11 protein-coding genes are annotated in these 13,215 nt (G+C 61.5%); 3 read left to right on the top strand and 8 right to left on the bottom strand.

Annotation, left to right across the window (positions count from 1 at the left end; genetic code table 11):
- Positions 1-11: 11 nt before the first annotated feature.
- The gene (gene coxB / locus LVS58_RS18770) at positions 12-1,139 is read right to left on the bottom strand and encodes a cytochrome c oxidase subunit II (protein WP_233692283.1); all 1,128 of its coding nucleotides are present in this window, start codon (positions 1,137-1,139) and stop codon (positions 12-14) included.
- A gap of 370 nt (positions 1,140-1,509) precedes the next feature.
- Here coxB and LVS58_RS18765 point away from each other — a divergent pair, with 370 nt between their 5' ends.
- Complete coding sequence (locus LVS58_RS18765; RefSeq protein WP_233692282.1) at positions 1,510-2,151, top strand: hypothetical protein; 642 nt, start codon at positions 1,510-1,512, stop codon at positions 2,149-2,151.
- Positions 2,152-2,416: 265 nt separating this feature from the next.
- Here LVS58_RS18765 and LVS58_RS18760 read toward each other — a convergent pair whose 3' ends face one another.
- From LVS58_RS18760 to prlC, 6 genes are all read right to left on the bottom strand, one after another.
- Entirely contained in the window at positions 2,417-3,949 is a 1,533-nt protein-coding gene (locus LVS58_RS18760) for a SulP family inorganic anion transporter (RefSeq protein WP_233692281.1), read from the bottom strand.
- 192 nt (positions 3,950-4,141) lie between these two features.
- Positions 4,142-4,861, bottom strand: a complete 720-nt coding sequence (locus tag LVS58_RS18755; protein WP_180689044.1) for a carbonic anhydrase — start codon at positions 4,859-4,861, stop codon at positions 4,142-4,144.
- A 303-nt stretch (positions 4,862-5,164) separates the two neighbouring features.
- Positions 5,165-6,223: a PA0069 family radical SAM protein gene (locus LVS58_RS18750; RefSeq protein ID WP_233692280.1), complete on the bottom strand. Its 1,059-nt coding sequence runs from the start codon at positions 6,221-6,223 to the stop codon at positions 5,165-5,167.
- Between the two features lie 70 nt (positions 6,224-6,293).
- Positions 6,294-8,288, bottom strand: a complete 1,995-nt coding sequence (locus tag LVS58_RS18745) for a M3 family metallopeptidase (protein ID WP_233692279.1) — start codon at positions 8,286-8,288, stop codon at positions 6,294-6,296.
- Positions 8,289-8,411: 123 nt separating this feature from the next.
- Positions 8,412-8,693 (bottom strand): YheV family putative zinc ribbon protein, encoded by a 282-nt coding sequence (locus tag LVS58_RS18740; RefSeq protein ID WP_233692278.1) that lies wholly within the window; start codon positions 8,691-8,693, stop codon positions 8,412-8,414.
- A complete protein-coding gene (gene prlC, locus LVS58_RS18735; RefSeq protein ID WP_233692277.1) occupies positions 8,690-10,777 on the bottom strand; it encodes an oligopeptidase A in 2,088 nt (695 codons plus the stop codon). The genes LVS58_RS18740 and prlC overlap by 4 nt, the downstream gene beginning before the upstream one ends.
- Before the next feature lie 66 nt (positions 10,778-10,843).
- On the opposite strand from prlC, the gene LVS58_RS18730 reads away from it, so the two are divergent.
- Positions 10,844-11,392, top strand: coding sequence for a gamma carbonic anhydrase family protein (locus LVS58_RS18730; protein ID WP_233692276.1), 549 nt, complete (start codon positions 10,844-10,846; stop codon positions 11,390-11,392).
- Positions 11,393-11,450: 58 nt separating this feature from the next.
- Positions 11,451-12,101: an HAD family hydrolase gene (locus LVS58_RS18725; RefSeq protein WP_233692275.1), complete on the top strand. Its 651-nt coding sequence runs from the start codon at positions 11,451-11,453 to the stop codon at positions 12,099-12,101.
- Between the two features lie 36 nt (positions 12,102-12,137).
- Here LVS58_RS18725 and LVS58_RS18720 read toward each other — a convergent pair whose 3' ends face one another.
- A complete protein-coding gene (locus tag LVS58_RS18720; RefSeq protein ID WP_233692274.1) occupies positions 12,138-13,211 on the bottom strand; it encodes an aminopeptidase in 1,074 nt (357 codons plus the stop codon).
- Positions 13,212-13,215 lie beyond the last annotated feature (4 nt).

Below are 13,215 nucleotides of genomic sequence, written 5' to 3'. Positions count from 1 at the left end.
AGTAACCCGGTTCACTTGGCTTCTGCCTGCTTCAGCGCCAGCACGTCCTTCGGCGTCACCATGTCGCCTTTGTTGTTGCCCCAGGCATTGCGTTCGTAGGTAATCACAGCAGCGATGTCGACTTCCGACAGCTGCTTGCCGAAAGCGGCCATAGCCGTGCCGGGCTTGCCATGGAAGACAATGCTCAGGTGAGCTTCCTTCGGCCCGGTGGCAATCTTCGAGCCTTTGAGCGCTGGGAACATTGGCGGCAGGCCCTGGCCTTCGGCCTGGTGACAGGCCACGCAAGTGGTGTGGTAGACCTTGTCGCCGCGTTCCACCAGCTCTTCCAGGGTCCATTCCTTGCTGGTCAGCTCCTTGAGCTTGGCGGCTTCAGCCTTGCGCTCGCCAAGCCAGGTGTCGTAATCGGCCTTGGACTTGACCTCGACCACCACCGGCATGAAGCCGTGATCCTTGCCGCACAGCTCGGTGCATTGGCCGCGGTAGATGCCTGGCTTTTCGATACGGGTCCAGGCTTCGTTGACAAAGCCTGGGATGGCGTCGCGCTTGACCGCGAAGGCCGGCACCCACCACGAGTGGATCACGTCGGCAGCAGTGACCAGGAAGCGCACTTTGGCGCCCACCGGCAGCACCAGCGGCTGGTCGACTTCCAGCAGGTAATGCTCATCCTTGGGCGCCTTGTTGTGGATCTGGTCGGTGGGGGTGGCCAGGTTGCTGAAGAACTCCACGTCCTGGCCCAGGTACTTGTAGTGCCATTTCCACTGGTACCCAGTGACCTGGATGTCGATGTCCGAATCGCTGGCATCGTAGATGTCGATCAGCGTCTTGGTGGCCGGGATGGCCATGGCCACCAGGATCAGGAAGGGGACTACGGTCCAGAGGATTTCCACCCAGGTGTGCTCGTGGAAATGCGCAGCCTGCTGGCCGACGGAGCGGCGGTGGATGACCATTGACCAGAACATCGCGCCAAACACCACGATGCCAATGATCACGCAGATCCAGAAAATGGTCATGTGCAGGTCGAAGACGGCGTTGGAGACTTCCGTCGCCCCTGGGTGCATGTTCACGGTCCAGGCGGCGTTTGCTTGGCCAAAAACCGACCACAACAGGAGGCCCATCCAGACATGTGGATGTCGCATCATTGCGGGTTCCCCTTCTAATTCTTGTTGTCCCGGAGGCGTGGCCTGCGGCAAGAGGGAACGGCGGTCAAGACTGCATGGCTTCGACGACCGAGCCCCTGCTAAAAGCAGTCGGGCCTCATCAACGAATCACGTTCACCGGGAGTATAGACAGCGACCAATGGCACGCAATGAAGCCTGTGAAATGAACTTCACGAAATGGGCAGATAGCCTGAAAAACCGCGCGCTTGAGAGGTCATAGCGAAATAATGGCATCTGGTTATGCCAGACACGGCACACGTTTGCGTGGCTTATAACAAATGCGTCTTAGGTATTCTGTATACCGAGCTAATTTAGTGTCTTCCGTTTGAAACGTAATGTCCCTGGAGTTGTCATGAACATCGCTGCTGTACGCGAGCAGGTAAGCCAAGCCCATCAACATGAAGGCCAGACCGGCCAATTGAAACAGCGTCTCGAGCTGCAACTGCCCCACCTGCACCCCTCGATCCAACTGCCTGAGCAGGACGCCCAGGGTACTTTGGCGCGCTTCGTCAGCGCCTATATCGATCAGGTTCCGGAACTGCTGGAGGCCGCCCACGAGGTCGCTCGCGAAGCCGGGATCGAATCGCAGATCAAGCCTGTACTGAAAATTGCCGAAGCCTACTTCCTGCAGCCGCCCAGCCTGATGCAAGGGCATGTAGGCCTGGACTGCCTGCTGGATGAGGCCTACCTGGCGCACCGCCTGGTGGAAGAGGTGAATGACTTGTACATTCGCCACTTCCAGCAGCCGTTGATCCCGGTCGACACCACGGTCGCCAACCTGATTGCCCACCAGTTGATTGGTGAAAGCTTTGCCAACCAGCTGGATGAAGTGGTGCACCACTCGGTTGACGAAATGCTCAATGACGAGAGCTTTGCGGTTGAATCGGTGGAGGCTTATCGAGAGAAGCTGAGCAGCCCGGCAACCGGCGCGGCGTGGAAGCGCTGGCCGTGCCTGTCGCGGCAACTGGGTGTCGAGCTGGGTCAGCCGGCCTGATATACCTGTCACGGCCTAGAGGCCGTCGTAGGAGCGGGTTCACCCGCGAATGGGCCGGGCCTGCCGGCCAATTCCCACCCGCCGGTCACCGTGGCCGCCGCTACGGTATTCGCGGGTAAACCCGCTCCTACACACACATCCATCGAGGGTTCGGCACAGGCCGCTGTAGGAGCGGGTTCACCCGCGAATGGGCCGGGCCTGCCGGCCAATTCCCACCCGCGGTTCACCGTGGCCGCCGCTACCGTATTCGCGGGTAAACCCGCTCCTACACCCCAACTCCCGCTGTGGTCCGCAACCGCCCCTCGATCCGCCGCTTCAGCCGCCGCTGCTCGATCAACAAGCGCGAACCATTGGCCGAATTGCTGCGGCTCCAGTCCTCCAGCAACTCAAGGCACGAGTGGTCGATATAGCTCAAATTCCCAAGCGGCACATGCAGCGTGGTGCCCGCCGGTACGGTATCCAGCACCTGGGTCAGCGCCGGCACCTTCAGGAAGGTCGCCGCGCCAGTGAGGCGCAGTTCCATGTGCCCATCCTTGGCCAGGCGCACCAGGTTGATCTTCAGCCGCGCCGCCTTGAACGCCAGCTTCAGCATGGTCAGGGCAAAGCCCAGCAGCACACCGGTCAGCAGGTCGGTAAAGATGATCGCCAGCGCAGTCGCCGCGTAGGTGAACATCGGCATGCGCCCATAACGGCCCAGCCCGCGAAACGCCTTGAAGTCGACCAGTTTGACCCCGGTAAACACCAACACCCCCGCCAAGCTCGCCACCGGGATCTGCTGCAGCACGCTGCTCAGCGCCACCACGAAGGCCAGCAACCACAAACCGTGGAAGATTGCCGAGGCCCGGGTTCGCGCCCCGGCCTGGACGTTGGCCGAGCTGCGCACGATTACTCCGGTCATCGGCAGCGCACCCAGCACCCCGCACAGCATGTTGCCGATGCCCTGGGCCGACAGTTCGCGGTCGAAGTCCGAACGCTGGCCGCTGTGCATACGGTCTACTGCTGCGGCCGACAGTAAGGTTTCGGCGCTGGCAATGAACGCCAGGGCAAAGGCGGCGACCAGCAGGGTAGGGTCGGCCAGCTGCATCAGGTCCCCCGGACTAAGCCAGTCGATGGCCTCGGACAGGTCGGCCGGTACCTGCACGCGGTTCACCGGCAAGGCCAGCCACAGGCTGATGGCAGTCATGCTGGCCACGCCGAGTAATGCACCCGGCACGAAACGCAGCCGCTGCGGCCGCAAGCGCTCCCAGCCCCACATGATGGCGATGGTCCCCAGGCCCAGCGCACCGGCCATCCAGCCGGAGCCGGTGTTCTCCTGTGGCAGGGCAGCCGACACAGTTGCCGGGAACTCCAGCAGGTTCTGCAGGCCCGACGGTTGTGGTGCGGTGTCGAACATCACATGTACCTGCGAAAGCACGATCAACACGCCAATCCCGGCGAGCATGCCGTAAACCACCGCCGGCGCGGTCACCCGGAACCAGCAGCCCAGGCGCAAGCGACCGGCCAGTAACTGCAACAGGCCGGCCAGCAACAGGATGGGCCCGAGCATGGCCATGCCATGCTGGCGTACCAACTCGAACACCAGTACCGCCAGGCCGGCAGCAGGGCCGCTGACCTGTAGCGGTGATCCGGCAAGGAAACCGACCACAATACCGCCGATAATCCCAGTAATCAGGCCTTTTGCCGGCGGCATGCCAGAAGCGATCGCAATGCCCATGCACAACGGCAAGGCCACCAGGAAGACCACCACCGACGCCAGCAACTCACGCGGCAGGGCCGCTTTCAACTGTGTAATGTTCACCGTGTTTCTCCTTTCTCTAGTCGCACGGCCATTCCCCTGGCCGTGGGCACGTTTGCCCCTGACAAGCGCGCAGGCGCGGGCCGCCAGCGAGCACGCCGACAGGGCAGTCAGGGAATTCAAGGCAGCCGAAGGCCGTGCCACACCCCTGCAGGGTGCAGCCGGCTATCAAGGTTCTAGCGGCGGACGGGTCGCTTAGTAGCGGCCTCTCGGAGTGGCGCAGGGAACGGGTTCACCTGCGGCCAAGGGCATGAAGCTATCGCTGGCAGCGTCGTAGGCTTCGATCTTGCTGGTCTCGATGTCGTACACCCAACCATGAATGAACAGCTCACCGGCCGCCAGGCGCGAAGCCACCGAAGGATGGGTGCGCAAGTGATGCAGCTGGGCGATGACGTTCTCTTTGGTCAGCACTTGCATCGTCTCGTGTTCGCTACCGCAGGAGCAGTTGTTCTCGACCACGGTGCGGGCCACTTCAGCGTGGCGCAACCAGGCGCCAACGGTAGGCATCTTGGTCAGCGACTGCGGGTTGAGTACCGCACGCATGGCGCCACAGTCGGAGTGGCCGCAGATGATGATGTGGTGAACTTTAAGCGCCATTACGGCGTACTCGATGGCGCTGGAAACGCCCCCGTTCATCTGGCCATAAGGCGGTACCACGTTACCCACGTTACGGGTCACGAACAGGTCGCCTGGCGAGCTCTGGGTGATCAGCTCGGGAACGATGCGCGAATCGGCACAGGTGATGAACATGGCGCGTGGTGTTTGCGCGGTGGCGAGCTTCTTGAATAGCTCTTGCTGATCGGGGAAAACATCATGGTGAAAGCGCAGGAAGCCGTCGACGATGTGCTTAAGGGCAGCATCGGCGCTTTCCGCGGGGACCTGCGGTACGACCTTGGATGGGTCCTTGACGGGCATGATTCATCCTCTTGACGGTGTGTAGGTAAATCCATTTTACCGGTGAAAGATTCAGGCTATGCAGGGTTTTAGATGACACGCACGGGCCATAGATCACAGTCGGTGTGGACTTATTACCTACGCTAGCGGGGAAAACTTAACTGAAACTTAATTCGAAGGCTCTAGAACGGGCGTTCCAGATGAAAAAGGCGGGAACTGGATAATAGCAAAAAAACATCAGCTGCCAATATGTATTAGCGCAATTATTGGTTGTTATTAGTTGCGTTGGGAGCAATGCGCAGCCCCTGTGGGGGTGGGTTCATGTCAGAACAGCGCCATCTGCCCACCCGGCGGGCAGAACGCCGAGCAATCCAGCGCCTGCGCCTCGCGGCCTTCGAAATCCAGCCGTTTCATTGCCTTGGCAAATCGCTGCGCCAGCAACTCGGCAAACACCCCTTCACCACGCATGCGTACGCCGAACCGGCTGTCATACAACGCCCCACTGCGGCTCTGGCGGATCAGGCTCAACACATGCGCCGCCCGCTGCGGGTAATGGTCCTGTAACCACTGCTCGAACAACGGCGCCACTTCCAGCGGCAGGCGCAGCATCATGTAGGCCGCACTCTGTGCGCCAGCCTCCCTGGCCGCCTCCAGCAGGCGCTCCAGCTCACTGTCGTTGATCATTGGAATCATCGGCGAACACAAAACACCCACCGGTACGCCCGCTTCACGCAATACCCGGATGGCCCTCAACCTCGCACCGGGTGAGGCCGCTCGGGGTTCGAGCACGCGCTTGAGGCTGTCGTCCAGCGTGGTCAGGCTGATCATCACCCGTGCCAGGCGCTGGCGGGCCATCTCTGCCAGCAGGTCAAGGTCGCGCAGCACCAGTGAACCCTTGGTGACAATGGTCACCGGGTGACGAAAACGCAGTAGCACTTCGAGCAAGCGCCGGGTCAGTAACTGTTCCCGCTCAATCGGCTGATACGGGTCGGTGTTGGAGCCCAGATTGATCGGCGCGCACACGTAGCCCGGTTTGCTCAATTGCTGTGCCAGCACCTCGGCTGCGTTGGTCTTGGCTATCAGTTTGGTCTCGAAATCCAGGCCGGGAGAAAGGTCCCAGTAGGCGTGCGAGGGGCGGGCATAGCAGTAGATGCAGCCATGCTCGCAGCCACGGTATGGGTTGATGGAGCGATCGAAAGGGAGGTCGGGTGAAGTGTTGCGGCTGATCACCGACTTGGCTGTCTCGATCCGCACCTCGGTGCCCTGGGTTTGCGGCACTTCCTGGTGCCAGCCATCATCTTCCGCCACCGAATGACCAGGGGCAAAGCGGTTGTGTGGGTTGTGCGCCGTGCCACGGCCCTTTTGCGGTGCTGGAGGAATCATGGCTCACCTATATACTGTATTCATATACAGTATCGTGCATGCCGGGATGTTTCCAGCACCTCTGGTCTGACTACTTCAGGCCATGCCAGCTGAGATACGCTGCCTGGCTCGATGGCCGCCCAAGAAACGCCTCGATGCCTTCACGTAACGGGCGCGATGCCCCTGGAGCGAACAGTGCTTCCTGCAGTGCCCGTCCCGTGGCTTCGTTCAAAAGGCCCTCGGCTTCGAAGCGGGTGAACAAATCGAAGGCATGCACGTCCGACCACAGGTAGGCGTAGTAACCAGCATCGTAGCCGTTCACAAGGTGGTCGAAGGCATGCGCCGGATGTTCGAAATCAGCCAGCGGCCAGTAACCACAACGTTCGCGGGCATCACCCAATCGCTGTTCCAAGGACCTGCCATCGTTTGGTGTGCCATGCAGGTCCATGTCGAACAACGCCAGGCACAGATCACTCGCGATCTCCTCCACGCCCTGCTGTCGTAACTGCTGCAGGCACTCATCGGCATGCCTGCGGGATAGTTGACGGCCGTCCTGCGTGCGCGCCGAGATCGCCACCAGATAGTCCGCGTCCCAGACCCAACGCTCGAACAGCTTGCCGAACAACTCCACACCATCGGTGCCCAGCTCGGTCACGTTGGACATGACGTGGTTCGTCGTACGTACCAGCAGGTGGTGCAAGGCGTGGCCGAATTCATGGAAAAGCTTGCGCAGTGACAAATGATCGAGCAACGGCTGTAAACCTGACAGCGCTTGCGGCACATCACTGAACACCACCACCGAGGCTGCCTGGTAGATACCCTCTGCATCGACCCGGCGATTCCTTGCATAGGTGGTAAACACCGCGTCTGGCTGCTTGCCTGCGTGTTGCACGGCATCCAGATACAGAAAGCCAATGAAAGCGCTGTCCTGCCACACCTCGAACGGCTGCACGCTGTCATCCCAAGCAGGCAGCGCTTTGGGCTGCAGCACTACACCAAACAACTTCTGCGCCAATTGCTGCAACGCACTGACAACGGTATTCAGCGGGAAGTGATCGCGCAGCGCTTCGACCGGAAACTCACTGCGCGAAGCATGCCGCAGGTACTCGAAATCCCAGGGTAGGGGTTTGCCCAGGCCCAGCTCGGCAGCCCCGCGCTCCACCTGCGAACGCCACCGCAACATGGCAGGTCGCACATGCTCGGCCAAATCGTGGAGAAAACCGCACACCTGGGCTACCGAACCCGCACTCTTCACCTGCAAGCTCTGCTCCAGATGGCCGGAATAACCGAGCAGGAGGGCCTTCGCCTCAAGCAACTGCGCCAGCTGCTGCAGATACGTGCCGTTGTCCTGTTGCGGATCATGGCTGACGCCGCGGGCGTGGAAAGCCCGGTACACACGCTCACGGAGCTGGCGGTTGCCAGCATGTTTGAGCACCTCACGAGTAGTCACCGTGTCACACGCAATCAACCACCCCTGCTTACCTGCTTGTTGTGCTCCTGCTGCCAATTCGCCGCGTACTCGCTGTGGTATGCCGCTCAGTTCGGCTTCATCGGTGATATTCAACCCAGGCCGGTTGATGTTGCTGCGGAACGCCTCGCGTGCGGTGCCAATCTGCGCCTGAAGGTTTGCCAGACGCGCTTTGCCTGCGGAGTCGAGTAACGCACCGCCAGCGGCGAACTTGTCCAGATGCCAACGCAAGGTGGCGCGCTTCCCGGCATCCAGTTGTTTGCCGATGTCACTGCCGGCCAAGCGTTCATACAGCTCATGCAAGCCAGTGTTGGCGAACTTCTGCTCGAAGCATGCCGTCGCTCTGCCGTAGAAATCGATGATGGCGTTGGCCCAGGCCGTATCCCGGCCGACCAGTGGTGAAGCGGCATACAACACTGCCAGCAGCCGGCTATCCAGCCCATCCACCGCCAGCACCATGTCATCCCAGGTGGGCATGGTTCGTTGATCACGGATGATGCGTTCTACACCGTTCTCGTGTGCCAGCAGCACGTGAGCGAATGCCGCCTGCATGTTTTCGAGGGTGATGGAGGAGTAATCGACGGGGATATGGCTATTTTGCAGGAGAGGGTTGGCCATGACGCACACCTTGCTGGTAGAAATGAGCAAGAGAGCTTGCATGGCCAACGTGCGCCAGGTGGCCTGACTATCTAACACCTGTCCATTCCTGCCCGGGCATTGCACCCGGGCGGCATGACCGGATTACTCAGCCGGCTTTTTCAGCTTCGGATTTGGGAAGAACTGCACGGTCTGCACCTTGGCCGGCGCGGCTTTCGGCGCCAGATGGTTGACCCGGGTGCCCAGTTCCTTCGGCACCGACAAGCCCTGCTCGTTGAGGGTGTCGGTAAAGCCGCAAGCCACACACTCACGGTGCGGCATGCCGTCTTCGTTCCACATCATCAGCTTGTCGGGCTCGCTGCACGCCGGGCACACGGCTCCGGCAATGAAGCGCTTTTTGGTCTTGTTCACAGCTACCTCACTCATGCCGCAGCGTCCTCGGTAAGACCACTGTGGCGCAGCAATGCATCGATGGAAGGCTCACGGCCCCGGAAGTCGACGAATAGCTCCATCGGCTCGCGTGAACCACCACGGGCCAGGATCGCCTCGCGGAAGGCGCGGCCAGTCTCGGCGTTCAGCACACCTTCTTCCTCAAAGCGCGAGAAGGCGTCAGCCGACAGCACTTCGGCCCACTTGTAGCTGTAGTAGCCCGCCGCGTAACCGCCCGCGAAAATGTGCGCAAAGCTGTTGGGGAAGCGGTTGTAAGCCGGCGGGCGCATGACCGAGACCTCGTCACGCACACCTTCGAGCACTTGCAGTACGCTGCGGCCGTCGCCATGGCTGGCGTGCAGCTCGAAATCGAACAGCGAGAACTCCAGCTGGCGCACCATCATCATGCCCGACTGGAAATTTTTCGCGGCCAGCATCTTGTCCAGCAGGTCCTGGGGCAGGGCGGCGCCGGTTTCGTAATGGCCGGAAATCAGTGCCAGGCCTTCCGGCTCCCAGCACCAGTTTTCCATGAACTGGCTTGGCAGCTCGACCGCATCCCAGGCCACGCCGTTGATGCCGGAGACGCCGGCATGCTCGATGCGGGTCAGCATGTGGTGCAGGCCGTGACCGAATTCGTGGAACAGGGTGGTGACTTCATCATGGGTCAGCAACGCGGGCTTGCCGGGCGCGGCCGGGGTGAAGTTGCACACCAGGTTGGCCACCGGGCTCTGCAGCTGGCCGCCGGCAGTGCGGCGACGGTCACGGGCGCCGTCCATCCAGGCGCCGCCACGCTTGTTGGCGCGGGCGTACAGGTCAAAGAAGAAACGGCCAACGTGCTGACCATTTTCCTTGATCTCGAACAGGCGTACGTCCGGGTGCCAGCTGTCGAAACCCTTGAGTTCGGCGATTTCGATGCCGTACAGGCGCTGCACGATGCTGAACAGGCCGCCCAGCACCTTGTCGATCGGGAAGTAGGCGCGCAGGGCTTCCTGCGACACGCTGTAGCGCTGCTCGCGCAGCTTCTCGCCAAAGTAGCCGGCATCCCAGCTGGCCAGCTCGGGGCAGCCTTGTTCGGCAGCGTAGGCCTTGAGCTGTTGCAGGTCCTGGGCAGCGAACGGCTTGGAACGTTTGGCCAGGTCCCGCAGGAAGCTCAGCACCTGGTCGCTGGACTCGGCCATCTTGGTGGCCAGGCTCAGCTCGGCGTAGTTCTTGTAGCCCAGCAGTTCGGCCAGTTCCTGGCGCAGGTCTAGGATTTCGCGCATCACCGGGCCATTGTCGAACTGGCCGGCATTCGGGCCCTGGTCGGAGGCGCGGGTGCAGTAGGCGGCGTATAGCTCTTCGCGCAGGGCGCGGTCGCTGGCGTAGGTCATCACCGCGTAGTAACTGGGAAACTCGAGGGTGATCAGCCAGCCGTCCAGGCCCTTGGCCTGGGCTGCAGCGGCCATCTGCGCCTTGGCCGAATCGGTCAGGCCGGCCAGCGCAGCTTCGTCGGTAACATGCTTGGTCCATGCCTGGGTGGCGTCGAGCAGCTGATTGGAGAAACGGCTACCCAGCTCGCTGAGCTTGCTCTGCACTTCGGCGTAACGCTGCTGCTTGTCCGCCGGCAGGTCGATACCCGACAGGCGGAAGTCACGCAGGGCGTGCTCGAGGATAGTCTTCTGCGCCACGTCGAAGCCGGCAGCCTCAGGGCTGTTGATCAGCGCCTGGTAGGCTTCGAACAGCGCGCGGTTCTGGCCCAGTTCGGTAGAGTAGGCGCTCAGGGCTGGCAGGCATGACTCGTAGGCCTCACGCAGCTCGGCACTGTTGCACACTGCATTGAGGTGGCTGACCGGGCTCCAGGCGGCGCCCAGGCGGTCGTTCAGTTCGTCCATGGCCAGCACCAGGCCGGCCCAGGTAGGGTTCCTGCCCTGCTTTTCGAGGATCTCGGCAATGGCTTTACGGTTGTCGGCCAGGATCGCTTCGATCGCCGGCAACACGTGTTCGGCACGAATTTGCGAGAAGGGCGGCAGATCGTGGGATTGCAGAAGCGGGTTGTTCGCAGTCACGGTTTGGATACCTTGGCAGAAGAAACACTGCCCCATCTTAATTACAATCGACGCCGACCGCAGCAGGCAGCCTGCCTATCGGCACAGATGAGAGACGCTATCATGGCCATTCGCAGCTTCCAGCAACACACTCCGATAGTTGGGCCCAGGGCCTTCGTCGACCGTTCGGCGGTGGTGCTGGGCGACGTTGAGATCGGTGAAGACAGTTCGGTCTGGCCGTTGACCGTGGTGCGCGGCGACATGCACCGCATCCGCATTGGCGCGCGCACCAGCGTGCAGGACGGCAGTGTGCTGCACATTACCCACGCCGGGCCTTTCAACCCGGACGGTTTCCCGCTGATCATCGGCGACGAAGTGACCATCGGGCACAAGGTGATGCTGCATGGCTGCACCCTGGGCAACCGCATCCTGGTGGGTATGGGCAGCACCATCATGGATGGTGCCATCGTCGAGGACGAAGTGATCATCGGCGCCGGCAGCCTGGTGCCGCCGGGCAAACGCCTGGTCAGTGGCTACCTGTACATGGGCAGCCCGGTGAAACAGGCCCGGCTGCTGAACGACAAGGAGCGCGCATTTTTCTCCTACAGCGCCGGCAACTACGTGAAGCTCAAGGACCAGCACCTGGCCGAAGGCTACGATCAACCTGAATGACCGCATTCGCGGGCACGCCCGCGAGATGGCCATGCAGCACTCAAGTGGAACCCTGTACATGCACCAGCAAAACATCCTCTTCGACCTCGACGGCACCCTGACCGACCCACGTCTGGGCATCACCCGCTCGATCCAGTACGCCCTAGCCAAGCTGGGCATCGACGAACCGGACCTGGCCCGCCTCGAACACTTCATCGGCCCACCCCTGCTGCAGGCTTTCATGCAGTTCTACCGCTTCGACGAAGCCAAGGCCTGGGATGCGGTGAACTTCTACCGGGAGCGTTTCCGCGTGACCGGTCTATACGAAAACCTGGTGTTCGCCGGCGTACCCGAATTGCTCGAAGCCCTGAACGGGCAGGGCCGCACGCTGTACATTGCCACCTCCAAACCGTGGGAGTTCGCCCGCGAAATCGCCAGGCACTTCGCCTTCGATCATCACTTCAAGGTGATTTACGGCAGTGAACTGGACGGCACGCGCACCAACAAGGTCGAACTGATTCGCCATTTACTGGATGAAGAAGGGCTGGACCCTGCACAGACACTGATGATCGGTGACCGCAAGCATGACCTGATCGGCGCGCGCAGCAACGGGTTGCAGGCAGTTGCGGTGGGGTACGGGTTTGGCAGCAGGGAGGAGTTGATGGCAGAGGAGCCTGCCTTCCACTTTGCCACCTTGGCTGAGATGCATCAGGCATTCCTCAAGGCGTGACGGCCCTGGGGGCTCTGCTTTGCGGCCTCCTGGATCTTACCGGCCTGCCATCAACCCCTGTAGCGCTGCCTTTCTCTCATCAATCGGCAAACGCCCCAATTGCTCAACTCGCTCATAAAACCGGGCCCAGTCACCATCAACCTCATGGAATAGCGCGGCAAACGCCGGCACCCACTGGTCATATAGCCCGAACGGCAACAACTTTGCATTGTTCATCGGCCCATACATCCAGGCGTCATAGCGCTTGTCACCGCCCCACTGGCCATCACGCAGCTGCCGGTATTCACGCCTCAAACGCTCAAACTCGGCCTGCTTGGCCCGGCGCTTGTGCGCATCATCCAACGGCCCCGCATAAATCGCCTGCAATCGCTCACGGCTGGCCAACACCAGGCGGGTAAACTGGTCGCGCTGCTTTCCCGGATCCCCGCCAACCGCCGCCAGCCCACGCGCCGCCCGCCATTGCCGCGTGCCTTCCTGCTCGACGAACGAGGCAAACGATTCATTGAACTCGGTATCGTCCTGCACATAGAAGCGCTGGTGGGCCAGTTCATGAAAAATCAACGTAGCCAGGCGCTCATCGCCCCAGCCCACCATCGACGACAAAATCGGGTCATCGAACCAACCCAGGGTCGAATAGGCTTCCACGCCGCCCACGTACACATCCAGGCCATCCTGACGCATCAACGCCGCCGCGCCTCGCGCCGCGCCTTGCTGGTAGTAGCCGCGGTACGCCACGCACCCGGCAATCGGGAAGCAGTGCGTTACCGGTTGCAACGACAACTCGGGCGTGGCGAACACATTCCACACCACATAGGGGCGTCCTAGGTCGGCGTAAACCCGGTAGCTGCGGTTGTCTGGCAGTTTCAATTGCTGGCTGGCAAACAGCCGCGCCTGTTCGGCCTGTTGCAGGTGCGCGCGCAACGGTGCAGGGGTAGCAGGGTCGGCCAATACCTGCTCTACAGGCTGCCGCGCCCGCAGCAACTGCCACTGGCCCTGCGCCAGTTGCCCGTAATAGGCGGCATTGCTGCAACCGTTCAGCAGAAGCGCCGCAAGCAGCGGAACCAAACGGGTGAAAATGCGGTCGAGTGCCCCAGGGCCTGAGCGCTGCATAAGA

The organism is Pseudomonas sp. JR33AA (genome assembly GCF_021378985.1).
Classification (GTDB): Bacteria; Pseudomonadota; Gammaproteobacteria; order Pseudomonadales; family Pseudomonadaceae; genus Aquipseudomonas; species Aquipseudomonas alloputida.
The sequence above is the reverse complement of the archived record's forward strand: the minus strand, read 5'-3'. Positions and strand labels throughout refer to the sequence as shown.